The sequence below is a fragment of the Polaribacter filamentus genome (assembly GCF_002943715.1).
GTDB lineage: Bacteria > Bacteroidota > Bacteroidia > Flavobacteriales > Flavobacteriaceae > Polaribacter > Polaribacter filamentus.
Genome location: NZ_MQUA01000013.1, coordinates 2777833 through 2804295, shown reverse-complemented (window position 1 = coordinate 2804295; position 26463 = coordinate 2777833). Strand labels below are relative to the sequence as shown.

Below are 26463 nucleotides of genomic sequence, written 5' to 3'. Positions count from 1 at the left end.
TATGCTCTAAAATCAGAATAATTTCCAGGAAAATTTTCTACAATTCCTTCGCCTCTAAAAACGAATAAAGCATCTACAATTTTATCCATAAAGTATCGGTCATGCGATACTACTAATAAGTTTCCAGGATAATCTAATAAGAAATTTTCTAAGACGTTTAGGGTTACAACATCTAAATCGTTTGTTGGCTCATCTAAAATTAGAAAGTTAGGATTCTGAATTAAAACGGCACATAAATAAAGGCGTTTCTGCTCTCCACCAGAAAGTTTTTCAACAAAATCATATTGTTTCTTTTTATCAAACAAAAAGCGCTCTAAAAGTTGTGAAGCAGAAATTTTTCTTCCTTTTGTTAAAGGGATAAATTCACCAAATTCTTTAACAACTTCAATTACTTTTTGACCTTCTTTTATGTTGATTCCAGATTGTGTGTAATACCCGAATTTAACAGTTTCTCCAACTACAACTTTACCTCCATCAACTTCGTTTTGTTGTGTAATAATATTTAAGAAAGACGATTTTCCCGTTCCGTTTTTACCAATAATTCCTATACGTTCGCCACGTTTAAAAATATAATCAAATCCGTCTAAAATCTTTTTATCACCATAAGATTTGTACAATTTATGAAGCTCTAAAACTTTGCTTCCTAAACGTTCCATATTTATTTCTAGTTGAACTTTATGGTCTAGTCGTCGTTGACTAGCTTTTTCTTTTATCTGATAAAAATCATCAATTCTAGATTTAGATTTAGTAGTTCTCGCTTTTGGCTGTCTGCGCATCCAATCTAATTCCTTTTTAAAAAGGTTTTTAGCTTTGTCAGTAGTAACTTGTTCTAGTTGAATTCTTTCTTCTCTTTTCTCTAAATAATACGAATAATTACCTTTGTATTTATAGATTTTACCTTCATCTAATTCTAAAATTTCATTACAAACACGTTCTAAGAAATAACGGTCGTGGGTAACCATAAAAAGGGTTATTTTCTCCTTAGCAAAAAAGGATTCTAGCCACTCAATCATTTCTAAATCTAAATGATTGGTTGGTTCATCCAAAATTAAAAAATCGGGCTTACTAATTAAAACAATAGCTAACGACAAACGCTTTTTTTGCCCTCCAGAAAGGGTAGATATTTTTAGCGATAAATCATCTAATTTTAATTTAGATAAAATTTGCGTGTATTGCGTTTCAAAATCCCATGCATTGTATTGCTCCATTAACTCAAAAGCATTTTGATATGCTTCTGTATCATCAAGATTTTTTAATGCTTTTTCATATTTATTAATAACAGAAAGGATAATATTATCCGTAGCAAAAATAGTTTCTTCGATGGTTAAATCTGGATTTAAAACGTCATTTTGCGCTAAATAAGCAATAGAAACATCTTTTCTGGTTACAATTTGTCCAGAATCTGGCACATCCAAACCGGCAATAATATTAAGGATAGATGTTTTTCCTGTTCCGTTTTTAGCAACAAAGGCAACTTTTTGGTCTTTATTTATTCCAAAAGAAATGTCTTGAAACAAAATACGTTCACCGTAAGATTTAGAAATGTTTTCTACTGAAAGATAATTCACAAGTAATATTTTTTGCAAAGAAACAAAATCAACAGCTAATTTTAAGGATTTAAAAAAATCATTTTTTAAACCGTTATTTTACAACAATAAAGCATTGTTTTTGTTTTGAAACTATTTTTAAAATCTCTTAATTAATACTATCTTGCACGTACTTAATTGAAAAAATAGTATATGAAAATTATAGTACCAATGGCCGGAATTGGATCTCGTTTAAGACCACACACACTTACGGTACCAAAGCCTTTAACCGTTATTGCAGGCAAGCCAATTGTACAACGTTTGGTAGAAGATATTGCTTCTGTGATTGATGAAAAGATAGATGAAATTGCTTTTGTAATTGGTTCAGTTGCAAAAGGTTTTCCAAGTGATACCAAAGAAAAACTATTAAAAATAGCAAAAGAGTTAGGTGCAAAAGGGGCTGTTTATATACAGGATGAAGCTTTAGGAACGGCACATGCAATTTATATGGCCAAAGAATCTCTAAGCGGCCCTTGTGTTGTTGCCTATGCAGATACTTTATTTAAAGCAGATTTTACGTTGGATGTAAATGCGGATGGTGCAATTTGGGTAAGTAAAGTTGATAATCCAAGTGCATTTGGAGTTGTAAAGGTACAAGATGGTTTTATTACCGATTTTATAGAAAAACCAAAAGATTTTGTTTCTGATTTAGCGATTATCGGAATTTATTATTTTAAAAGTGGTGAAAAATTATTAGAAGAAATTCAATATCTAATTGATAATGATTTAAAGGAAAACAACGAATACCAATTAACAAATGTTTTAGAATCTTTAAAACTACAAGGGGCAAAATTTATTCCAGGAACTGTAAGTGCTTGGATGGATTGTGGTAAGAAAGATCCAACTGTAGATACAAATAAACAAACTTTGGGTTTTGAATATGCAGCAGGGAAAAATTTGGTTTCTTCGGATGTTGTTTTAAATAATTCAGAAATAATTCAACCCTGTTATGTTGGTAAAAATGTGGTGTTAACAGATACTAAAATTGGCCCATATGTTTCTATTGGTAAAAATAGTATTGTAGTCAATTCTACTATTGTAAACTCGTTGATACAAACTAATGTAGAAATTTTGAATGCCAACTTAAACAATGCGATGATTGGAAATTATGCAAAATACAACGCGAAATATTCTTCTGTAAGTATTGGTGATTATACCGAGTTAATGTAAGTGATTCAAAGAAAAGAGAACATAGAACACAAAAAAGACAGGCTGTTTAACTATTTTAAATTGGCTCTTTTTTCTTTTTTTATTTTTCTTTTTTCAATTGATAGTATCGCACAAGATAGTATTCCTGAAAAGGAAGATGTAACTGAAGAAACTGAATTAAAGTTTCAACAATTCTTTTTTAAAGCATTGTCAGAAAAATCGATTGGAAATTATCAAAAAGCAATTGAAAATTTAGAAAGCTGTAATCAGATTTTATCCAACGATAGTGCTGTTTTTTTTGAGTTTTCTAAAAATTATTTATTTTTAAATAATACATTTTTAGCAAAAGAATATATAGAAAGATCTTTAGCAGAACAGCCTACTAATAGATGGATGCTTTCGCATTTGGTAAAGATTTATCTAAAGGATAACAAGTATGCAGAAGCTATTAAAACGCAGCAAAAAATAGTTGCAATCAATCCGAAGGAAAGAGTCTTTTTAGCAAGATTGTACGTGTATAATGGTCAAATTAAAGAAGGAATTTCTTTAATGAATACTTTAGAAAAAGAGTATGTATTGCCCTCTTATTTGAAAAAGTTAAGAGCAAACTTAGAAAGTAAAAAAGAATATTCTGTAAAAAAAAAATCAGATGATCAAGAATCAGGCGAAGAAGATGTAGAGGAAGAAAATCCTATTAAAGAAGAAGCACTATCAGCAGATTTAAATGTTTTAATCAATCAATTTAAAACTGATAAATCATATAAAATAGTAGAAGAAATTTTAAAAAAATCTATCGAAAATTATGATGATTTATTGAGGTTTAGTGAAGAAGGAATGGCGCTTTTTCCTGCACAAGCCTATTTGTATTTTGTAAACGCCAAAGTTTTAAATGATACCAAAAATTATAAAAAGGCGTTAACCATATTACAAAGTGGTATTGATTTTGTTATCGATGATAAAATGGAAGCCGCTTTTTATTTAGAAATAGCAAAAGCCAATAAAGGTTTAGGAAATGATAAAGAAGAAATGAAATACCTGCAAAAAGCTAAAAATTTAAAAAATTAATACATGAAGTTTTTAAAATATATTTTACTTTTAATGATTGTTTTAACCTCTTGTAAAACAAAAAAAAATATGATTGATGCCAATGCAATTGCAAAAGAAATTTCTGCGAAAAAAGTAGCAAAAAAACATATTGCCGCCAATTTTGATAAAAAAACGGTAGACGCTAAATTAAAAGTAAACTTTAATAACGGCAAAATAAATCAAAGTTTAACGGTTAATTTACTAATTGAAAAAGACAAGGTTATTTGGTTAAAAGGCACTAGGTTTATAACTATTTTTAAAGCGAAGATTACCCCTACTTCAGTAAGTTATTATTCCCCTTTTGCTAAAAATTATTTTGAAGGAGATTTTTCAATGATTAAGCAATTATTGGGCGTAGAAATTAATTTCGAGCAATTACAAAATCTATTCTTAGGACAATCTTTACTTAATGTAAAAGAAGAAAATCAAGAATTACAAATTGTAAATAATAGGTATATTTTATCGCCAGAAAAACAAGCAGAATTGTTTGATATTTTCTTTACAATTAATCCTTCGCATTTTAAATTAGATGAACAATCTGTTATAAATGTTGCTAAAAACTTACGATTAGATGTAAAATATCCTTCGTATAATTTAATAAATAAAGTTGTTTTTCCGTCAGAAATTAATATAAGAGCCAATACATCAGATTCTTTTACAGATATTGATATTATTTATAAAGCGGTTGAATTTAATACCTATTTAAAAATGAGTTATGATATTCCTAATGGTTATAAACGTTTAGAATTTTAATGAATACTCGTAAATTTCACCTCCTCTTTTTGTCAGTCTTTCTGATGAATATTACTGTATTTAGTCAAACTCGATACGAGTTAGAATCTAAGCGGATAAAATATAAAACAGCAATTGCGCAGCTGAATACATTACTTTTTAATGAAAAGAAAAAAGAAAAAAATGCATTAGAAGATTTAAGAGATATCAAACTAAAAATTGATGCTAGAAACAAGCTTATCGCAACGATTAATTTAGAAGCAAAACTTTTATCAAGAGGGATTGTAACAAATCAAAGGAAAATAAACAAACTCAATAAAAAACTTACAGATTTAAAGGCGGATTATGGTGAAATGATTTTTAAATCATACAGAAGTAAATCGCAACAAAGTAGAATGATGTTTTTATTGTCTTCACAAAATTTTTATCAGGCATATAAACGATTAGAGTATATGAAACAATATACTTCTTTCAGAAAAAAACAAGGCGACGAAATTATTGTTCAAACAAATGTTATCAAAGTTTTAAAAGATTCCTTATTGTATCAGAAAAGGGTAAAAGACACTTTAATCTTATCAGAATTAAATGAAAAAAAGGAAATAGAAAAGGATAAAAGTGAACAAGAAAGTTTAATTACAGAGATAAAAAGAAAGGAAGGCAAGTATAAGAAAGAATTGCAAAATAATATAAAAGAAGATAAAAGAGTTGCCGCTAAAATTGATAAAATCATAAAAGATGAAATTGATAAAGCAAACAGGCTTGCGTTAGCAAACGCTAAAAAGAATAATGTTTCTGCGCCCGTTAAAACTTCTAAAAATGAATTTATTTTAAGTCCGGAAGCAAAAGCGCTAGCCGCCGAGTTTGAACAAAATAAAGGCAGGTTACCTTGGCCAGTTAAAGAAGGTTTGGTTGTAAGAAGGTTTGGAGAGCAGCCACACCCAACTTTTCCGGGAATTTCTATAAATGGCACAGGCTTGCACATTGTTACCAGCAAAGGAAGCAATGCTGAGGCTATTTTTAGTGGCGAAGTTTTAAATATTTTATTAGGTTCTGGAGGGACAAAAAATGTACTTATTAGACACGGTAATTATATTACTTCTTATAATAATCTAGAAAATACCACTGTTAAAAAAGGTGATAAAATTGTAACAGGACAAATAATTGGTAAAATTTTTACTGATAAAGTTACGGCAAAAACAACTTTAATTTTTGTACTTTTTAAAAACACAACACGCTTAAATCCTGCTTCTTGGATGTTATCGAGATAACTAGCTTTCTTGCGGGTAGTATTTGATATTTTTTTGTAGAATTATGGAATTCGGCACCGTTATAAATTCGTTTTTAGCCGTTTTTAGAGTGATGAAAAAAGCGCCGATATCTTTAATCTCTCCATCAATATTATAGTCTTTTTCTAGGATGGTAATTTTATCTCCAATTTTTACAGGGTAATTCACAAATAAAATGATACCTGCTGTAATATTTGATAAAATAGACCATTGTGCAAAAAAGGCAATTCCTAAAATGGTTAAAAAAGAAGAAATATAAATTAATAATTGTTTTTCATCAACACCCCAAATAAAAGCAGTGATCACAATTAAAGTTATGTAAATAAGTATGCTTATTACTTTATTTGTTAGTAAAATTCTTGCTTTTTGAAAACCAAATTTTAATTGAATTTTACCAAGCGATTTTGTAATTAATAAACGCAGTATAAATGCTAGAATAAAAACAATAAAAGATTCTATAATTTTATATTGATTTAAAAGTTCCATTTTTTATATTATTAATTAAATAAAGCCTTTAAAGCTGTTGCTTCACTTGGATTTAATTTACCTGCTAAAATTAAGCTTAATTGTTTACGTCTTAAAGCGCCTTCAAAACGTTCTATTTCTAAAGGGGTTTCTGGGTTAATTTGGGGTATAGCAACCGGTTTACCTATTTCATCTACTGCAACAAAAGTATAAATACCTTCATTTACCTTTGTTCTTTGTCCAGATTGTCTGTCTTCTATCCAAACGTCTACATAAATTTCCATTGACGATTTAAACGCTCTCGAAACTTTAGCTTCTATAGTTAATACACTTCCTACGGGTACAGATTTATTAAAGGCAACATGATTTACAGAGGCTGTAACCACAATTCTATTAGAATGACGCCTTGCAGCAATACTACAAGCTCTGTCCATTCTTGCTAATAATTCTCCACCAAAAAGATTGTCTAAATAATTAGTGTCTCCAGGTAAAACTAAATCCGTTAGAACTGTTAATGATTCTTTAGGTGTTTTTGCTTCCATATAAAAATTTCTGCAAAGATAGGTATAGCGCCTAAATAATAGTTACTTTTTCACTAATAACCAGGCGTCTGCAGAAACACTTTTTTGTATTCTATACAAACTATTAATTGCGTCATTTCTGTCTGTAAAACTTTCAAAAGAAACCTCTGTTAATCCCCATTTATTAACACCAATAATTTTGGAATTATACCCTAGTTCTTTAAGTTGAGTTACTTTCTTGTCTGCATTTTCGGTAAACTGAAAAGCACCAGCTACCACATGAAAAGGTTTTAAAATTTCTATTTCTTTAACGACATTTAATTCTATCGTTGGCAACGGATTTGCTATTACAAAAGTAGCAGATTGAATTTTTTTCTCAAGTGCCTTTTCTTGATTCGCTAAAATTGATTGTTTTTCGTTTTGTTGATATAGGTTATTACCAACGAAGCTTAAGGTTAATAAAATAGCTGCAGTCGCCGCATACTTTATAAATGTAGGAATCCCTTTTTTATCCTCTGTATTTTGAACAGGAATTAAAGTTTTTACTTGTTCTTGATATCTTTTTATAGATACGGGTTCAATAGGCGATAAACCAAAAGATGCCGTTAAATAATTAACGGTTTTATTTGGCTCAAAAATAATTTGCCCTCTTTCATTTAGTACTAAAACACCAACAGAACCAATTTGTAAAGGTATTGTTTGTATTTCGTTTTTCCATTCAATAACAGCTAAATCGATGACTTTAGAGGCTTTTTCAAAAGAAATATTTTCTGATGTAGCAATGTAATTAGCCAATAAACCGTCATTTTCTTTTAGATGACTATTAAAAGTAATCTGTTTTTTTGGTGGATATAAGGTATTAGAGGCCTCATCTATTTTTGCACTAATTTTATTGGTAACAAAACCTCCAAAATTTGGAATAATAATACAATTGTATCTATATAATAAGTCGTTTATGTAGTTGGCTATATTCATATTAACAAATATAGAAGTTTTGATGTTTTGTAAAACGGATTCTCGTAAATTTTATTAACAATTATGTTATATATTAGTACTCAAATTGTTAAATATTGAAAGAAGAAAAATTACTTGCAATTCTAAGATTGCAAAGAAGCAGAGCTATTGGCGATATTTTAGCTAAAAAGCTCATTGTTAAGGTGGGAGACGTTGAACAAATTTTTAAAGAAAAATCAACTAGTTTATTAAATATTAACGGCATAGGAAGTCATGCAATAACTCATTTATTTGATAAGAAAAATATAGAGCTTGCAGAACAAGAACTTGCGTACATCCAAAAAAACAAAATAGGATATACTTATTTTTTAGAGGATGAGTATCCTAAAAATCTTCTTAATTGTATAGATAGCCCCATATTATTATTCAAAGACGGAAATATCAACTTAAAAAATGATAAAATTATTTCGATTGTTGGTACAAGAAATATGAGTTCTTATGGACGGGATTTTTGCAATAAACTGATAGAAGATATAGCAGAGTTTACTCCTATAATTGTGAGTGGTTTTGCATACGGCGTCGATATTTGTGCGCATAAAGCGGCTGTAAAAAATAAGTTGCAAACTATTGCAGTTTTGGCACACGGTTTTGAGCAAATTTATCCAAAAGTGCATAAAAAATATATTAATGAAGTAAATGAAAATGGGGGTTTTTTAACCGAGTTTTGGCATGAAGAGGATCCTTTAAGAGAAAATTTTTTAAAGAGAAATAGAATCGTTGCAGGTATTTCTAAAGCAACAATTGTTATAGAAAGTGCAGAAAAAGGAGGTTCTTTAGTTACTGCGGATATAGCCAATTCTTATAACAGAGATGTGTTTGCTTTGCCAGGAAGAGCAACAGATATTTATAGTAAAGGATGTAATAATTTAATAAAAAGTAACCAAGCAAATTTGCTCACATCATCAAATGATATTATAAAAATGCTGAATTGGGATTTATCAGAAAAACCAAAAAAATCAATTCAAAAACAATTATTTATCGAGTTAAATGCGAGCGAACAAATTATTTATGAGTATCTCCTAAAAGACGGAAAGCAATTACTAGACATTATTGCTATAGATTGTAATATTCCGCTATTTCAATTGTCATCAACTTTATTACAAATGGAATTAAAAGGAATTATAAATCCTTTACCAGGTAAAATGTTCGAAATAATCTAAACAAAATCCTTACTTTTGAGGAAATTCAGCAGAGAAGATGGTGGTAAATAAAAAATTGATGTCCAAGAAAAAGCCCACATTTCCAGTAAATGAAATGCTTCATGAGTATCTAAAGAAATACAACAGAAATATAGGCACTTCTCTTTATTATGACGATTTATTACGTTTTCAAGGCTCAATTATTGTCTATGATAAGAATGACGAAGACACCCTTTGGGTACGAACCTATTATTCTCAGTATGATAGAGAAGAGATCGATCGAAATTTAAAGGAAATTTACGCAAGGTTGCATTCAGACGGTAATTTAGAGAGTATTCCCTTTTTAACGGTGGATGCTATTGATTATTGTACGTTTGGGAATTCAAAACCATTTAGAATAAAAATCAGAAATATTTTAAATGATAACTTTACGTATTTCTATGTAAAAAAGGCCGATGCGTCTCGTATTTACGGTTTGGAGTTAGAGCATATTTTGTCGCCACATAATATGAACTTTTTAGTTTATAAAGATACGTTAATAGAAGAGCACATTGCAGGGATTCCTGGAGACGATTTTATTAGAGATATTTTACCAAAATGTACAGAGCTAGAAAAAGCTCAAATCGCCAAAGAGTTTGTGAAATTCAAGGAACGTTGCTTAATACGCTTGCTCGGCGATATGCGTTCTTACAATTACGTAATTACCCCAATACATGATTTTGACCAGATTATATATAAAATTAGAGCCATAGATTTCGACCAGCAATCTTTTGAAGGAAACTTAAAAGTGTACAACTTGCAGTTTATGAAAGAGAACTTTAAAATGATAGAAATGGTGGGTAAAAAATTACAAAACGATTCTATCCGACAATATAAAATAGAAGAACGTTCTTTTATGGCCAAAAGAATGATAACAGCACCAAGAAGAACTACACGTTTAATAAAATGTATGAAAGCAGACACGATTTCTTTTCCTGAAAATGTGGACCTTTTAAAAAAACAATTAGTAAAATATGTTGGTGATGTTAAGTTTAAAGATTGCAAAAATATGGGTGAAATTTTAGAAGCTATTTTAGCTTTTGTAAAACGTAATTACCTAAATATTAGTAATAAAGACTTGTTTTGATTCGCAGTGTATTTTTGTACTTCTTTATCCTTCTTGTAAAAACAGAAACCTTAATTTTAAAATAAATACTTTTTGAAGCTATTTCCTGCTTTCGCTACTCGCTTCACGCCCAGAAGCGAGAGAGCTCAAACAGGCCGATCAATCAGGGCTAAGCCTATTTACCAGATTTTAGTTATTTCTTACTTCGAATGCTTTCAATAACAACCGTCAACAAAATTAAACTTCCCCCAATAAAAGTATTGAAACTAGGAATTTCATTTACAAATATAAAGGCTATTATAATTCCGAAAATAGGTTGAACACTGCTTATAATACTTGCTGTAGCCACAGAGAAATGTTTCAAGGAATGTACCATCATCGTATGGCCAATTGCTGTAGTTAGTAATGCAACTAATACTAAAAGAGGCAACTGACTTTCAAAATTCGAAAAATCGCTAAAAAATAAAACAGGAATTAATAACACAGAGACGATGATCATTTGATGCAACATTAACATGCTGCCATTGTACTTTTTCACATGTTTTTTTAAAGTAAGATTTCTAAGAGAATAACAGAAAGCAGATGAAATTCCGAATAGAATTCCTTTTAAATGATCATTTTCTAGAGATAAATCGGGTACAAGAATATACATACCAGTTAACACTAAAACAGCAAGAAAAATATGAATAGGATTTAACTTTTGCTTTGTAAAAAGAGGTTCCAGTAAAGCTGTAATTACAGGAAAAGTAAATAAAGAAAGCATTCCTAAAGCTACGTTAGATAATTTTAAAGCAATAAAATAGGTAATCCAATGTGCACCCATAAAAACACCGCTGACTACAAAAGAACAAAAATCTTTTTTAGACTTTATCTTTAAGTCTACCTTTTTAATCCTGCAAAAAATATAAATAAAAACAGTGGCAAAACTAGCTCTGCAAAGGATAATAACTTCTGTTGGCAAAGCAATATATTTTCCTAAAACTCCAGAAGTACTTATAAAAAGAGTTGCTAATAGTAAAAGTAATAAATTATTATTGTGTGAGTTTTCCATTAAATTTTATTTCTTTTTTTTCTGATAAGAAAAGCAATAATTATATAAATAAATCCGGGAATTCCAATCCAAACAATTTCACTGCGAATAACTTGAACACCTTGTTCACTAAAAAATCGAAAAATCCCTATCGGTGAAACTTTTATAGGTGTAAAAGGGAAAAAATAACGAGTATTATCAAAGGGAGAAAAAAAGGCGACTCCATATCCACCATTTGTCAAAGCATCCAAAATTGAGTGAGAAGCTCCACTTAAAAAGAAAAAAAATAGTAAAAAAATTCCTTTTTTACTAAAAAATTGTTTCCTGTAAAAAATAGCGGTCATTAAAGCACTAAACAACAATGCAAAAAGAAACGAATGAGAGAATCCTCTATGTCCCCAAAAGCTGCTGTAAGGAACTTCAAATAGAAAGCCAATGATATCTGCATCTGGAATTATAGCACAAACAATTGCAATTAAAATTAATTTCCAAGTTCGCTGGTTTCTAGAAAAACTTTTTCCTAAAGCGATAGCGATAAATGCATGCCCAAATAGTGAAGCCATTCTATATTTTTTGCAAAATTTCTAATGCTATTTTTACAGTATCAATTTTAATGAAAGTAATCAGTAAACGCAATCCGTTATTTGTTTCTTTCTCTTTCATCACACAGTTTTTACCGTTTTGCTGCACATATTTTAGCATTTTTGAAAAAGCTTCTGTATGATAAAATTCACTTTGCTGGTTCGCAACAAAGTAGCCCATCATTCTTTTTTGCTTAAGAATTACTTTCTCTAAACCTAATCCTTTTGCGATCCATTTAATACGAACTGAATTTAGTAAATCTTCAACTTGTTTTGGAATTTTTCCAAAACGATCTATAATTTCAGTTTCAAAAATTTGTAGTTCTTCTTCTGTTTCTAAATTCGATAATTTGCTATACAAACTCAATCTTTCTGTGATAGAATTGATATAATTATCAGGAAATAAGATTTCGAAATCAGTATCAATAGTCACCTCTTTTACATATTCTTTTGGTTTTAAAGTATCGGTTGGATACAATTCTTTAAATTCATTTTCTTTCAATTCCTCAATAGCTTCTTGTAATATTTTTTGATAGGTGTCAAACCCAATATCGTTGATAAACCCGCTTTGCTCGCCACCTAATAAATCTCCTGCACCACGAATTTCTAAATCTTTCATGGCAATGCTAATTCCGCTTCCTAAATCAGAAAATAAAACCAACGCTTCGATGCGTTTTCGTGCATCATCGGTCATCATATGAAAAGGCGGAGTTATGAAATAGCAGAACGCTTTTTTGTTAGAACGACCAACTCTACCGCGCATTTGGTGTAAATCAGACAATCCAAAATTATTTGCATTATTAATGAAGATTGTGTTAGCATTTGGTACATCTAATCCACTTTCAACAATAGTTGTAGAAACCAAAACATCAAATTCATTATTCATAAAACCAAGCATTAAACCTTCTAGTTTTTTGCCTTCCATTTGCCCATGACCAATTCCGATTTTTGCAGAAGGCACCAATCGTTGAATTAAACCAGCAACTTCTTTAATGTTTTCAATTCTATTATGAATAAAGAAAACCTGTCCTCCTCTAGAAATTTCATAAGAAATTGCATCACGAATCGTTTCTTCCGAAAAACGAATTACGTTTGTGTCGATTGGATGCCTATTTGGTGGTGGGGTTTTTATAACTGATAAATCTCTTGCGGCCATCAAACTAAATTGTAAAGTTCTTGGAATCGGAGTTGCAGTTAAAGTTAGCGTGTCAACATTTTCTTTCAGTGTTTTTAATTTATCTTTAACGGCAACACCAAACTTCTGTTCTTCATCAATAATTAATAAACCCAAATCTTTAAATTGTAATTTTTTATTGGTGAGTTGATGTGTTCCTATAATAATATCTATACTTCCGTCATTTACGCCATTAATTGCCTCCGATTTTTGTTTTGCAGTTCTAAAACGGTTTAAATAATCAATTTTGATTGGGAAATCTTTTAATCTTTCTGTAAATGTTTGGTAATGTTGAAAGGCCAAAATTGTAGTCGGAACTAAAATGGCTACTTGTTTGCCATTATCAACAGCTTTAAAAGCGGCTCTTACTGCAACTTCTGTTTTTCCAAAACCAACATCGCCACAAACCAATCGATCCATAGGTTGTTCCTTTTCCATATCATTTTTTACATCCTGCGTAGCTGTAAATTGATCTGGCGTATCTTCATACATAAAACTACCTTCTAACTCGTGCTGAATATGGGTATCTGGACCAAAAGCAAACCCTTTTTCAAGTTTTCGTTTGGCATATAACTGAATTAAATTAAACGCAATATGTTTAACTCTCGCTTTTGTTTTTTGTTTGATTTTTTTCCAAGCACCAGAACCTAATTTGTAAATTTTTGGTGCTTTGCCGTCTTTACCATTAAATTTAGAAATCTTGTGAAGCGAGTGAATACTTACATATAAAATGTCTCTTTCTCCATACACCAACTTAATGGCTTCTTGCTTTTTGCCTTGGACATCAATTTTTTGCAGACCACCAAATTTTCCAATTCCGTGATCCATGTGCGTCACATAATCGCCAATTTCAAGTTTGTTTAATTCTTGCAAAGTGATGGCTTGCTTTTTAGCGTAGCCATTTTTTAATCGGAATTTATGATAGCGTTCAAAAATCTCGTGGTCTGTATAACAAACTAATTTTTGCTCAATATCTACAAAACCCTGGTATAAAGGAAGAACCAATGTTTCATAATGCACTTCTTGGTCTGCATCATCAAAAATATCGTGAAAACGTTTAGCTTGTTGGTCATTTGCACAAAAAATATAATTGGTAAAACCTGCTTTGTGATGCTCATTTAAATCTTCAATTAACAAATTAAATTGTTTGTTAAATGCAGGTTGAGGTTTTGTTTTGAAAGCAATTTCTAATTTTTCATCAGATTTTGAGCCTCCAAAATTCACTAAAGAAAAGTCTTTTAATTGATTTTTGATAAAAGTTCCATCACAAAATAATTCTTCTGGTTTTCCGTGTTTTACTTCTTTGGAAACATCCGCAAAAGCTTCTTCTGCCTTTGTATAGAATTTATCTAGTTTTCCGGAGATTAAATCTATATTTTTAGCAAAAACAACCGTTTCTGACGAGATGTATTTTAGAAAACTTTCTCTGCTTTCTTTTAAATTTTTGTTCTCAACATTGGGCATGATAGCCATTTTTTTTAGCTTTTCTTTAGATAGTTGTGTTTCCACATCAAACGTTCTAATACTATCAATTTCATCGCCAAAAAATTCAATTCTGTAAGGTTCATCATTAGAGAAAGAAAACACATCAATAATTCCTCCCCTTACAGAGAAATCGCCAGGTTCTGTTACAAAGTCTACACGTGTAAATTTATATTCGAATAAAATTTCGTTTACAAAATCGAGAGATAAGTTCTCGCCAACAGCAACTTTTAAAGTATTCTTTTCAAGTTCTTTTTTAGTTACTACTTTTTCAAATAACGCAGTTGGATAGGTAACAATGATTGCTGGTTTTTTACGAGAATTAATTCTGTTTAAAACTTCAGAACGCAAAAGAACGTTTGCGTTGTCTGTTTCTTCTATCTGATATGGTCTTCTGTACGAACCAGGATAAAAAAGCACATTTTTTTCACCTAATAATTGTTCTAAATCATTTAAATAATAGGCAGCTTCTTCTTTATCGTTAAATATTAAAAGGTATGGTTTTTCTGATTTTTTAAAGGTCTCAGAAATCACAAAAGACAACGATGAGCCTACCAAATTCGTAATTTGAAAATGGTTTTTGTCTTGTTGAAGTGCTTTAATTAACTGCGAAACATTCGCAGATTTTTGGTATTGATTTACAATGTTCTGCTTACTCAACGTAAAATATTTTATGCAAATGTACTATGTAATTGCATAAAAAGCCAAATTGAACTTTCTTTTATTAAAGAATACAATATATTTGTTAATTAAGAAGTTGTCATTTTAACAAATCCCCATTAAGAATGAAATCAAAATTATCGATCGTTTTTTTATTTTTTTTCTTGTCCACATTGGTGATGAAAGCACAAAATAGCGAGAACAAATGGACTTTTGGTTTAAGCGCTGCTTCTGCTTTGTATTTTGAGCAAGATGGAAAAAAGGTTGGAGGTACTTTTATAAACCAAACACCTAGAGTTAGTATTTCTAGATATCTTTTTAATAATTTAACGATGGATGCATCTTTTTCTACTTCAGTTTTAGATACTCAAGAATATACTTCATTAGATGGTACGATGCGTTACGATTTTGGCGCTTCGTATGAGAATGTTGTGCCTTATGTGTTGCTAGGAGGAAGTTTTATAACTGCTGACCAGCTTACGCCTACATTAAATTTTGGAGTTGGTAACACGTTTTGGTTTTCACCTAGTTATGGTGTTAATTTTCAATTGATGTATAAATTTTCTGAAGCTAGATTTACAACTCAGTTTTCTCATTTTTATTCTTCAATTGGATTGGTTTATAGTTTTAAGCCAAGAAATATGAGCATGAGATTGTGGGATAGAAAACACTAGGTTTTAGTGGTTTCATTTCAAATACTTTTTTAAAACAATACTCATTTTATTGCTGTTGATATACCCGTTTACTTGAGCATCAATTTCAAAATCTGAATTTAAAATAGTTGTTGTTGGATAACTTATTTGTCCATTAATCGACCCTAATTCTTTTGCCAATTCATGCATTCCTGATTTAGTTCCTGATGGTTTGTAAACAAAAGTTTTTCCTAAAAACGTAATGTTGTTTTTACCTTCCGCATTTAGGTTTACAAAATAGAAATGATCGTTTAAAAAACTAATTATTCTTTCATTTTTAAACGTTTTATTTTTCATACCATAACAAATATTACACCAATCGGTATAGATAAATACGACGATTGGTTTTGGATTTTGTTGCTGTAATTTTTCCACTTCAGGAAACGTAAATATTTGCAAGTCTATATTTTTAGATTGGGCGTTTGTTGAAAAATACCCAAAGAAAAAAATAAGAAGAATAGTTTTTTTCATCTGTTAAATATCAAAAAATGGTGTAACGAATACCCGCAAAAGCTCTAATGCCTTGGTTGGATGCGTATACGTAACTTGGGTCAAAAGCGAGTTCTGGGTTCTGCTTCGTATCCACACCAACATCAAAAGGATTGCCTGCACTGTTAATACTATTTGCCGCTGGTGTAAAGTTTAAGAGATTTTTTACGCCACCATAAATTTCCCAACTATTCGAAAACTTTTTGGTGATTTGTATATTTTGGATGCTATACCAAGTTGAATATGCTGCTCTTTTATCATTTTTGCCCAATAAAGGCAATCGCATTGGGCCGTATACATTTCCTGTATAATCGAATGAAAAGCTGCTATTAAACTTGTAAGAAATACTCCAAACTCCACTAAAACTTTCGGTTAATAATTGTCTAGTTTTTATGCTGTTTTCAGTGACAGAAACATCCATTAAGGTAGCGCCAGCATTGACTGCTAAACCATTTGTGAATAAAATATCAGTATTTAAAGAAATTCCTTTAGAAATTGAAAATCCGTTTAAATTTGCATAAATTATCTTATTCGAATCTGTTTCGTAGTCTGGCAGAATCCTGTTATTAAAATAGGTGTAAAAAGTACTTGCATCTAAGGTGATAAATGCGTTTTCTGTATTAATTTTTTTTACATAATTTAAATTTGCATTCCAAGAAGTTTCCGGTTTTAATTCGCCTTTAAATTCAACTTCTCTAGCGCCTGTTAATGCTGCGTGATCTTCTGTAAAAACATTGGCAACTCTAAAGCCGTTGCCAATGCTTGCTCTAAAAATATCTGCATTATCTTTAGAATTCCATTTATAATTTATCCTTGGCGAAAAGATATTTCCATGCACACTATTGTGATCCCATCTAGTGCCCAAAAGCAGTTTATTTTGTTTGTTTAAACTGATTTCATCCTGCAAGAAAATCCCTGGTAGATGGGTTACAGAAGGCTGATTTACAACTCCATTTTCATCAATGGTTGCAAAAGTGTTGTCATCATAAAAGGTATATCTGTAAGCTAAGCCCACTAATAAATCGTGGTTTTCTTTAATTTGTTTGTTGTACACAAATTGCCCAAAACCAATTAATTGTTCTGCAGTATACATATCCGATCCGTAAAAAGAATCTTGATAATGGCCATTTGCGCTAAACTGAAAATTAATATTTTCTGATGTTGGCAATTGATACGTACCAAAAGTTTCCCAACGATTTGTATAAATACTTTCCCCGTAAATTTGATCAGATCCTCTAAATTCTTTATCCCAATCCATCTCTCCACCCCAACGATCTTCGTATACATACCTGGCTGCAATTGTAAAAACTTTGTTACTTTCTCTTTCAAAATTAATTTTATTGAAAAAGGAGATTCTATTTTGTAGTGTTAAATCTGTAAAATTGTCCTTATTATTGTCAATTCTATTCTGAAAATTAAAATGATTAACACCTAAAAGACCTTGAGTTTTTTCTGATAAATTATAGCGTAAACCTATATCTATATTTGTTTCTCCCCAAGAACTAGCAAAAGTATCTGTTGTTAACTTTGGTGAATTTGATGGTTTTTTAGTGATGATATTTATAATGCCACCAACTGCTTCAGAACCGTATAAAGTAGAAGCAGGGCCTTTAACAACTTCAACTCTTTCAATTAAAGCTTGTGGAATTCCGGTTAAACCGTAAACTGTAGAAAGTCCGCTAACAATAGGCATTCCGTCAATTAAAACAAAAGTATAAGGACCTTCTAAGCCGTTTATGTGAATATCGCCTGTATTACAAACGTTGCAATTTAATTGCGGCCGAACGCCGTTTACATTTTGCAAAGATTCAAAAATAGAAGGAGTGGGGTTTTTCTTAAAAAATGTTTGGCTATAGACTTCTACAGGCACAGGACTTGCTGTTTTTGAAACAGGTCTTAAAGTTCCGGAAATTACTATTTCATCCAAAGAATTGTCTTCGGATAAAGAAAAATTTCTAGTTAACTTTTGATTATTTCCAATTGCTATTCCTACTGATTTTGTTTGATACCCAATGCTACTAATTACCAGAATGTAGTTGCCTTTTGGAATATTTTTTAGTTCGTAAAATCCATTTTTATCCGAAGTAATGCCAATTTTAGTTTTTTTTAAATAAATATTTACAAAAGGTAAAGCTTCAGAATCGCTAGAAATCGATCCTTTAATAGAACTATTTTGAGAAAAAATAATACTTGAATTTAGTATTCCTATACATAAAATAATTTTTTTAGTTTCATTTAGTTTTACATATTTGACAAATATAAAATAATTTTTAGTCTTACCTAAAAAATGTTTTATATAAATCAAAATATTGTATCTTTGTAGTATAATTAAAGAAATGTTTAGTCAATCAGAAGAAAATTACCTAAAAACAATTTATCATTTAAGTTTAATTTCAAACAAAGGAATTACTACAAATGCGATTGCTAAAAAATTAGAAACCAAAGCTTCTTCTGTAACGGATATGGTTCAGAAATTATCAGAAAAAGAACTGATCATTTATAAAAAATACCAAGGCGTAACGTTAACTGAATTCGGAAAAAAAACAGCCGCAAACATTGTGCGAAAACACCGATTGTGGGAAGTTTTTTTGGTGGAAAAATTAAATTTTTCTTGGGATGAAGTGCACGATGTTGCAGAACAATTGGAGCATATAAAATCTCCAAAATTAATTAATCAATTAGATGCACTTTTGGGTTTCCCAACACATGATCCTCATGGAGATCCAATTCCTGATAAAGACGGGCATGTAAACATAGTTGATAAAATTCTTTTATCAACCTTAAATAAAGATGAAAGTGGTGTTTGTGTTGGAGTAAATGATTCTTCATCAGAATTTTTACGGTTTTTAGATAAGAAGAAAATTATGCTAGGAAAAAAAATTAACGTTCTAGAAAAAGAAGATTTTGATGACTCTTTATCCATAGAAATTGATGGAGAAAAACTGTCAATCTCAAAGAAAATAGCAAATAACTTATACATAAAGAAGTAAAAGAAAGATGAAAAAATATATAATTTTAATGTTCTTTATAACCATTTTTTCCTGTAAAAAAGAGGCTAAAAAGAACGGGAAATTACAAGTGGTTACTACAACAACTATGATTACCGATTTGGTAAAAAATATTGGTGGCGATAAAATAGACATACAAGGATTAATGGGAGCAGGTGTAGATCCGCATTTATACAAAGCAAGTGAAGGAGATGTGAGTAAATTCTTTAATGCAGATGTAATTGTGTATAATGGATTGCATTTAGAGGGAAAATTAGAAGATGTGTTCGAGAAAATGCGTCAACAAAATAAACAAACCATTGCAGCTTCTGATGCTCTTGATACCGCTACGTTAATCGGCTCAGAATATTTTGCATCGAATTACGATCCGCATATTTGGTTTAGTATTACCAATTGGGAAATTATTACACAGTATATTACAGATAAGTTATGTGAGCTAGATGCTGAAAATGCAGCAACTTATAAATTAAACGGATCAAACTATTTAAAAACATTGGCGTCTTTAAAAACGGTGATAACCGCACAAGTAAATTCTCTTCCAATAGAAAAGAGAATTTTAGTAACAGCGCATGATGCTTTTAATTATTTCGGAAAAGAATTTCAATTTAATGTAGTTGGCTTACAAGGCATATCTACGGCAACAGAAGCAGGCGTAAAAGACGTTCAGAGAATAGCGATTTTTATTGAAGAAAAAAATGTGAAAGCCATTTTTGTAGAAAGTTCAGTGCCAAAAAGAACTGTGGAAGCTTTGCAAGAAGCTGTAAAAGCAAAAGGTAAAGAGGTATTGATTGGAGGAACTTTATATTCTGATGCTTTAGGAAGTTTAGGATCAGCTGAGGCTACGTATGTTGGAATGTACAAACACAACGTTAAAATTATTGTTAGCTCTTTAAAATAAAACGAATGGAACCACAAAAAATAGCGATCGCTGTAGATGATTTAACGGTTGCATATAATTATAAACCTGTTTTATGGGATATTGATTTAGCGATTCCTGAAGGTGTTTTAATGGCAATTGTGGGTCCGAATGGTGCAGGAAAATCAACTTTGATAAAAGCTATTTTAGGAATTATTGATCCAATTGCAGGAAGTGTTTCTATTTATGGAAAACCGTACGACAAACAACGAAAATTAGTAGGCTATGTTCCTCAAAAAGGAAGTGTAGATTGGGATTTTCCAACCACAGCTATAGATGTGGTAATGATGGGAACTTACGGAAGTTTAGGTTGGATTAAAAGACCTGGCAAAAAAGAACGAAAAACAGCATTGGAGTCTTTAGAAAAAGTAGGGATGCTTTCTTTTAAAGACCGACAAATCAATCAATTATCCGGAGGGCAACAGCAACGTGTATTTTTGGCGAGAGCTTTAGCGCAAGATGCTGAAATTTATTTTATGGATGAGCCTTTTCAAGGGGTAGATGCCACAACAGAAATCACGATTATCAATATTTTAAAGGAATTAAGAAAATCAGGAAAAACAGTGGTGGTTGTGCATCATGATTTACAAACCGTGCCAGAATATTTTGATTGGGTTACGTTTTTAAATGTAAAAAAAATAGCAACAGGTCGCGTAAAAGATATCTTTAATGATGATAATTTGACAAAAACGTATGGGATAAATTATAAGGTGAGTGTACAAAAGTAGATTTTTTTAGAATGGAGACAAGAAACAAGAGATAAATTTTAGCGTTTATAAATTAAATATTTATGTTTTATAGACTAGTAGTAATTATATAAGTTATTAGCAAAAAATTAAAAACCAAAAACTAAAAACCTAAACCATCGATTTTTCAGAATACATAAAGCTCGTTTTTACAGATTACACCTTACGGACAATAACCTTAGGGACGGCAATATTGGGTGCAATTTGCGGTATGTTAGGTAGTTTTGCAGTATTAAGAAAACAAAGTTTATTGGGCGATGCTATTTCACACGCAGCTTTACCAGGAATTGCAATCGCTTTTTTAATTACAGGCACAAAAGAAACCAATGTATTATTAATTGGCGCTCTAGTAAGTGGTTTGTTAGGGGCATTTTGGATTCGGGGAATTACCAAAAGAACGCATTTAAAATCAGATACGGCATTGGGTTTAATTTTATCCATTTTCTTCGGATTTGGAATGTTATTACTAACCTATATTCAAAAGTTGCCAAATGCAAACCAATCTGGCTTGGATAAATTTTTATTCGGACAAGCAGCAACTTTGTTGGCAAGAGATGTTTGGTTTATGGCGATCGTAACTTTTATCTGTTTAGTGGTTTTGCTGTTGTTTTGGAAAGAGTTTAAAATTTTATTATTTGATGCCGATTATGCGAAGACTTTAGGCTTTAATATCCAACGAATTGATATTTTAATAACCTCATTTATTGTAGTTGCAATTGTTTTAGGTTTGCAAACTGTGGGGGTTGTATTAATGAGTGCAATGCTATTAGCGCCAGCTGCAGCCGCAAGACAATGGACGAATAGTTTAGGAGTTATGGTAGTTCTGGCGGCGTTTTTCGGAGCTACTTCTGGAGTTGTAGGTACTGCAATTAGTGCAAGTCAGAATAATTTATCAACCGGACCCGTAATTGTTTTGGTTGCAGCAGTTTTTGTGGGATTCTCTTTTATTTTTTCTCCGTCGAGAGGATTATTATTCAAACAAATCAGATTTATTCAGAATAGAAAAGATTTACAGTTACACAAAACATTAGCTTTTATGTTTGAGATTGTTGAAGGTCACGAGAATATTTCGCATCCACATGCCGTGAAAATATTAAATAATTTTCAGGGTTATACAAGAAAATCACTGGGAAAATTAGAAAGAAAAGAATATATAAATGTAGAAGGTTCCATGTGGTCTATGACGCTAAAAGGATATCATTTTGCAGCAAATTTATACAATCAACAAGGAAACGAAAATGAGTAGTGCTCAAATAGAAATACAATTAATTGCGAGTATCGTAGCTATTGCCTGTGCAATTCCGGGTACCTTTTTAGTGTTGCGAAAAATGGCGTTAATTAGCGATGCAATCAGTCATTCTATATTACCTGGTTTAGTGTTGGGTTTTTTCATCACACACGATTTAAATTCGCCGTTATTAATTGTTATGGCAGCATTATCCGGTGTAGTTACAGTTATTTTAGTTGAGTTTATTCAGAAAACTAAATTGGTAAAAGAAGATACTGCAATTGGTTTGGTTTTTCCAGTGCTCTTTAGTATTGGCGTTATTATGATTGCAAAAAACGCCAATGATGTTCATTTAGATACGGATGCCATTTTATTAGGAGAATTAGCTTTTGCTCCTTTTGATCGGTTTTTAGTTGATGGATTCGATCTAGGTCCAAAATCTCTCTGGATCATAGGAACTATTTTATTAATAACCATAGGTTTATTATTTGCTTTTTTTAAGGAATTAAAAATTAGCACGTTTGATGCCGGTTTGGCAACAGCTTTAGGTTTTTCGCCAATCATGATTCACTACGGATTAATGAGTGTTGCCTCGATAACGATTGTAGGTTCTTTTGATGCCGTTGGCGCAATTTTAGTAGTAGCCTTGATGATCGCGCCAGCAGCAACCGCCTATTTATTAACCGATAATTTAAAGAGAATGTTAGGTTTATCGGTGGTATTCGCCGTTTTTTCAGCGATTGCGGGCTATTGGTTAGCGCACTGGTTAGATGCTTCTATTTCTGGCTCTATGACTACAATTTTAGGATTTGTATTCTTAATGGTGTATTTATTCGCTCCCAAAAGAGGTTTAATTTCTGTGTTATATAGAAATAAACAACAGCAAATAGAAGTCTCATTATTAACTTTTTTATTACACTTAAATAATCATCAAGAAGTAAGTGAACGTCATATAAATCATTTGAATGAACATATTAATTGGCGACGTGTAAAATCAAAATCTGTGCTAGATTTAGCTTTAAAAAACAACATGATAATGATCGAGGAAAGTGTTATTTCTTTAACGGATAAAGGAAAGAACTTTACCGATAAAGCAATTGATTATATTATCACCAATGATCATTCTAAAATAGAATCTATAAAAGATAATTTCTTTTTATTTAGAGGATAACAAACGCTATATTTTGTATTTTGCAGTAAAAATAGTACTGTGCAACAACCATCAACCTTTCAAGTTTACAATGCTTCTGCCGGAAGTGGAAAAACATTTACACTTGTAAAAGAATATTTAAAAGTCTTATTGAATTCTGAGGATATTTTCACGTTTCAGAAAGTATTGGCAATTACTTTTACCAACAAGGCTGCTGGTGAAATGAAAGAACGCGTACTTTCTAATTTAGAAGATTTTGCGGACGGAAAAGAAAATGATTTACTCAAAATTATTCAGCAAGAAATTACGATCGATAAAGCTACAATTCAAGTTCGGAGTAAAAAGATTTTAGAGGTAATTTTACAAAATTATTCGGCTTTTTCAATTACTACGATTGATAGTTTTACGCATAAAATCATTAAAAGTTTTGCCTACGATTTAGGTTTACCGCTTAATTTTGAGGTTGAAATGGATGCAATTTCTCTTTTAAATGAAGCCGTAGATGTGTTGATTTCTAAAATAGGCACTGATAAAAAACTCACAAAATTACTAATAGATTATTCTTTAGATAAGACGGATGATGACAAATCTTGGGATATTTCTAGAGATTTAAATGAATTTGCAAAAGTACTTTTAAATGAAGATGATATTAAGCATTTTAGGGTTTTAGCGGATAAACAATTAGAAGATTTTACGAATTTAAAATCGAAACTTTTTACACATCAAAAAGATTTAAAAGTAGCTTTAAAAAATATTGGAATAGCTTGTTTAGAGTTAATTGAAAACCATGGTTTAGAGCATAAAGATTTTATGCGTGGAACGATTCCTAAATTCTTTTCAGATTTGAGTGCAGTTTCTGTGAAAATCGATTTTCTAAAACGAGGAGAAACTATTGAGAATGCGATTGAAAACAATCAATATTATTCAAAATCAACATCCGATGTTATCGCTTCATCTATTGAAAATATTGTTCCAGAAATCATCAATTTATATAAAAAAGCAAATGATATTTTTAGTCAGTTTTTAATGAATAAATTGGCCTTAAAAAATATTATTCCGTTAGCGGTTTTAAATAATATCAACCTAGAGTTAGAACAAATTAAGGAGGAGAATAACATCAGATTAAATGCAGAATTTAATCAACTAATTTCTGATAATATAAAAGAACAACCTGCGCCATTTATTTATGAAAGAATTGGGCAGCGTTTTCAGCATTATTTTATTGACGAAATGCAAGATACTTCCGTGTTGCAATGGCAAAATTTAATTCCTTTAATTGATAATACATTAGCGCAAGAAAACGGTAATTTATTGTTGGTTGGCGACGGTAAACAAGCAATTTACAGATGGCGAGGCGGAAAGGCAGAACAGTTTATAGCCCTTGGTTCTGATGCCGAAAACCCTTTCTATATTCCAAAAGAAATTAAGAATTTAGAAACTAATTTTAGAAGCTATTCTGAGGTTATTAATTTTAATAATTCTTTTTTTCAGCATACCTCAAATTTTCTTCAGAATGAATCGTATAAAACCCTCTTTTTAGAAGGAAATAAACAAGTAGAAAATAGTAAAAAAGGCGGATTTGTTTCACTTACTTTTCTGGATAAAGAGGAGGATAAGGATGCTAACAAAGTAAAATATCCGAAGAAAGTTTTAGAGAAAATTAATCAACTAAAAGATCGTTTTGCTTTAAATGAAATTTGTGTTTTAACGCGAACGAAAAAAGACGGAGTAGCAGTTGCAAATTATTTATCAGAAAACGGAGTTGATATTATTTCATCAGAAACATTACTGATACAAAACAGTATAAAAGTTTGCTTTATTATTGACGTTTTAAAGGTTTTACAAAACCCTAATGATGAAGAAACACGTTTTGAAATGCTGTATTTTTTACATCAACATTTACAAGTAGAAAAACCAAAACATGTTTTCTTTAAAGAGTTTGCAAAATCTGATAATGCAACTATTTTAGAATCCTTAAAAAATTACGGAGTTTCTTTTGAAATTTCAACGTTTCATCAATTGCCTTTTTACGAGAAGATAGAAGAAATTATTAGGGGTTTTAACTTGGTAAATTCTTCGGATGCGTATGTGCAATTTTTCTTGGATGTGGTTCTAGAACAGCAAAGAAAGTCTACAGACATTGGTGCTTTTTTAGAGTTTTGGGAAATCAAAAAAGAAAAATTAAGTATTGTTGCGCCAGAAAGTGCAAATGCGGTTCAGATTATGACGATTCATAAATCGAAAGGATTAGAATTTTCAGTGGTTATTTTTCCTTGTGATGTAGATGTTTATAGACAAATAAATCCGAAAGTTTGGTTGGATGAATTGCCAGAAAATTATGACAATTTCAAAGAATTGTTGGTCGATTTTAGTAAAAGCTTAAGCGAAGTAAATAGCAGAGGTTTAGAAATCTATAATCAGCAGAGAGAAGAGCTAGAATTAGATAATTTTAATTTGCTATATGTTGCTTTAACGAGAGCTGTAGAGCAATTGCATGTAGTTACAGAAAAGAGAATATCTATAAAAGGAGAAGAAAATACAAATTTTTATTCGGGTGTTTTTATCAATTATTTAATTCAGAATAATCGTTGGGATGAGGATGTTTTAGAATATTCTTTTGGTAATGAAATGCGAGTTAGTGAAAGAAAGCAAGAGATTTCACTAACAGAAGTGCATCAGAAATTTATTTCTACTCCGTGGCAAGAACACAACGTTGTTTTGTTAGCAAGCGCTTCAAAATTATGGAACACAGCGAAAGGAGAAGCTATTAATTTTGGAAACTTATTTCATGAAATGTTGGCGAAAATTACCATTAAAAATGACGTCGAAAAAGTGGTTGAGCAATATCAGAAGCAAGGATTCATTGATGAAATGCAATCCTTGATTATAAAAAAGACTATAAATGCGGTTGTAACGCATCCAAAACTAGAAAACTATTTTTCAAAAGATGTCATTATATACAATGAGAGAGAAATTGTAGATGTGGACAATCAAGTTATAATTCCGGATAGATTGGTTTTTACTGATAAAAATGAAGTTGTAATTATAGATTATAAGACTGGGAATCCTTCAAACGAACATCATCAGCAGTTATTAAAATACGAAAGAGTTTTAAAATCAATGAATTTTAAAATTGATAAAAAAATATTAATTTATATGAATGATGAAATTGATGTTGTTGAAGTATAATCAGAAAAAATAAACTTTGTAACTTTGTAATTCCT

21 protein-coding genes and 2 pseudogenes are annotated in these 26463 nt (G+C 30.8%); 13 read left to right on the top strand and 10 right to left on the bottom strand.

The window, feature by feature from the left end:
- Positions 1–239: 239 nt before the first annotated feature.
- Positions 240–554 (bottom strand): annotated as a pseudogene (locus tag BST83_RS21715) (ATP-binding cassette domain-containing protein); the annotation flags it as partial.
- 192 nt (positions 555–746) lie between these two features.
- Positions 747–1568: pseudogene (locus BST83_RS21710) on the bottom strand (ABC-F family ATP-binding cassette domain-containing protein); the annotation flags it as partial.
- A gap of 171 nt (positions 1569–1739) precedes the next feature.
- Between BST83_RS21710 and BST83_RS14810 the strand changes: the two are divergent.
- Genes BST83_RS14810 through BST83_RS14795 form a run of 4 tightly spaced genes read left to right on the top strand, consistent with a single transcriptional unit; the run spans position 1740 to position 5821 of the window.
- Positions 1740–2756, top strand: a complete 1017-nt coding sequence (locus BST83_RS14810) for a sugar phosphate nucleotidyltransferase (protein ID WP_104810459.1) — start codon at positions 1740–1742, stop codon at positions 2754–2756.
- On the top strand, positions 2757–3800 hold the full coding sequence (locus tag BST83_RS14805) for a tetratricopeptide repeat protein (RefSeq protein WP_240614777.1): 1044 nt from the start codon (positions 2757–2759) through the stop codon (positions 3798–3800).
- Between the two features lie 3 nt (positions 3801–3803).
- Entirely contained in the window at positions 3804–4574 is a 771-nt protein-coding gene (gene lolB1 / locus BST83_RS14800) for a lipoprotein insertase outer membrane protein LolB1 (RefSeq protein ID WP_104810458.1), read from the top strand.
- A 44-nt stretch (positions 4575–4618) separates the two neighbouring features.
- Positions 4619–5821: a murein hydrolase activator EnvC family protein gene (locus BST83_RS14795; RefSeq protein WP_240614776.1), complete on the top strand. Its 1203-nt coding sequence runs from the start codon at positions 4619–4621 to the stop codon at positions 5819–5821.
- On the opposite strand, the gene BST83_RS14790 is transcribed toward BST83_RS14795, so the two are convergent.
- Genes BST83_RS14790 through BST83_RS14780 form a run of 3 tightly spaced genes read right to left on the bottom strand, consistent with a single transcriptional unit; the run spans position 5822 to position 7800 of the window.
- Positions 5822–6325 carry a mechanosensitive ion channel domain-containing protein gene (locus tag BST83_RS14790; RefSeq protein WP_104810457.1) on the bottom strand — a complete coding sequence of 168 codons (504 nt, stop codon included), beginning with the start codon at positions 6323–6325 and terminating at the stop codon, positions 5822–5824.
- An 11-nt stretch (positions 6326–6336) separates the two neighbouring features.
- Positions 6337–6846, bottom strand: coding sequence for an acyl-CoA thioesterase (locus BST83_RS14785; RefSeq protein WP_104810456.1), 510 nt, complete (start codon positions 6844–6846; stop codon positions 6337–6339).
- A gap of 42 nt (positions 6847–6888) precedes the next feature.
- Entirely contained in the window at positions 6889–7800 is a 912-nt protein-coding gene (locus BST83_RS14780) for an HU domain-containing protein (RefSeq protein ID WP_104810455.1), read from the bottom strand.
- Between the two features lie 95 nt (positions 7801–7895).
- Between BST83_RS14780 and dprA the strand changes: the two genes are divergently transcribed.
- Entirely contained in the window at positions 7896–8999 is a 1104-nt protein-coding gene (gene dprA, locus BST83_RS14775; protein WP_104810454.1) for a DNA-processing protein DprA, read from the top strand.
- A gap of 37 nt (positions 9000–9036) precedes the next feature.
- A complete protein-coding gene (locus BST83_RS14770) occupies positions 9037–10104 on the top strand; it encodes a hypothetical protein (protein WP_104810453.1) in 1068 nt (355 codons plus the stop codon).
- A gap of 172 nt (positions 10105–10276) precedes the next feature.
- Here BST83_RS14770 and BST83_RS14765 read toward each other — a convergent pair whose 3' ends face one another.
- From BST83_RS14765 to mfd, 3 genes are read right to left on the bottom strand one after another with little or no spacing between them, the layout of a single operon-like run.
- A complete protein-coding gene (locus BST83_RS14765) occupies positions 10277–11134 on the bottom strand; it encodes a DMT family transporter (protein ID WP_104810452.1) in 858 nt (285 codons plus the stop codon).
- Complete coding sequence (locus tag BST83_RS14760; RefSeq protein WP_104810451.1) at positions 11134–11676, bottom strand: metal-dependent hydrolase; 543 nt, start codon at positions 11674–11676, stop codon at positions 11134–11136. The genes BST83_RS14765 and BST83_RS14760 overlap by 1 nt, the downstream gene beginning before the upstream one ends.
- Before the next feature lies 1 nt (position 11677).
- Positions 11678–15010: a transcription-repair coupling factor gene (gene mfd / locus BST83_RS14755; RefSeq protein ID WP_104810450.1), complete on the bottom strand. Its 3333-nt coding sequence runs from the start codon at positions 15008–15010 to the stop codon at positions 11678–11680.
- 125 nt (positions 15011–15135) lie between these two features.
- Between mfd and BST83_RS14750 the strand changes: the two genes are divergently transcribed.
- Positions 15136–15684 carry a hypothetical protein gene (locus BST83_RS14750; RefSeq protein WP_146092177.1) on the top strand — a complete coding sequence of 183 codons (549 nt, stop codon included), beginning with the start codon at positions 15136–15138 and terminating at the stop codon, positions 15682–15684.
- A 12-nt stretch (positions 15685–15696) separates the two neighbouring features.
- Here the strand turns inward: BST83_RS14750 and BST83_RS14745 are convergent, their stop codons facing one another.
- Both BST83_RS14745 and BST83_RS14740 read right to left on the bottom strand, forming a co-directional pair.
- On the bottom strand, positions 15697–16173 hold the full coding sequence (locus tag BST83_RS14745; protein ID WP_104810448.1) for a thioredoxin family protein: 477 nt from the start codon (positions 16171–16173) through the stop codon (positions 15697–15699).
- A 10-nt stretch (positions 16174–16183) separates the two neighbouring features.
- Positions 16184–18379: a TonB-dependent receptor gene (locus BST83_RS14740; protein ID WP_240614838.1), complete on the bottom strand. Its 2196-nt coding sequence runs from the start codon at positions 18377–18379 to the stop codon at positions 16184–16186.
- A 148-nt stretch (positions 18380–18527) separates the two neighbouring features.
- Between BST83_RS14740 and BST83_RS14735 the strand changes: the two genes are divergently transcribed.
- From BST83_RS14735 to BST83_RS14710, 6 genes are all read left to right on the top strand, one after another.
- The gene (locus BST83_RS14735) at positions 18528–19181 is read left to right on the top strand and encodes a metal-dependent transcriptional regulator (protein WP_104810447.1); all 654 of its coding nucleotides are present in this window, start codon (positions 18528–18530) and stop codon (positions 19179–19181) included.
- A 7-nt stretch (positions 19182–19188) separates the two neighbouring features.
- Positions 19189–20097, top strand: a complete 909-nt coding sequence (locus BST83_RS14730) for a metal ABC transporter solute-binding protein, Zn/Mn family (RefSeq protein WP_104810446.1) — start codon at positions 19189–19191, stop codon at positions 20095–20097.
- A gap of 5 nt (positions 20098–20102) precedes the next feature.
- Positions 20103–20843: a metal ABC transporter ATP-binding protein gene (locus BST83_RS14725; RefSeq protein ID WP_104810445.1), complete on the top strand. Its 741-nt coding sequence runs from the start codon at positions 20103–20105 to the stop codon at positions 20841–20843.
- 190 nt (positions 20844–21033) lie between these two features.
- Positions 21034–22107 carry a metal ABC transporter permease gene (locus BST83_RS14720; protein ID WP_104810444.1) on the top strand — a complete coding sequence of 358 codons (1074 nt, stop codon included), beginning with the start codon at positions 21034–21036 and terminating at the stop codon, positions 22105–22107.
- Positions 22100–23260, top strand: a complete 1161-nt coding sequence (locus BST83_RS14715) for a metal ABC transporter permease (protein WP_104810443.1) — start codon at positions 22100–22102, stop codon at positions 23258–23260. The genes BST83_RS14720 and BST83_RS14715 overlap by 8 nt, the downstream gene beginning before the upstream one ends.
- 39 nt (positions 23261–23299) lie before the next feature.
- A complete protein-coding gene (locus BST83_RS14710) occupies positions 23300–26428 on the top strand; it encodes a UvrD-helicase domain-containing protein (protein ID WP_104810442.1) in 3129 nt (1042 codons plus the stop codon).
- Positions 26429–26463 lie beyond the last annotated feature (35 nt).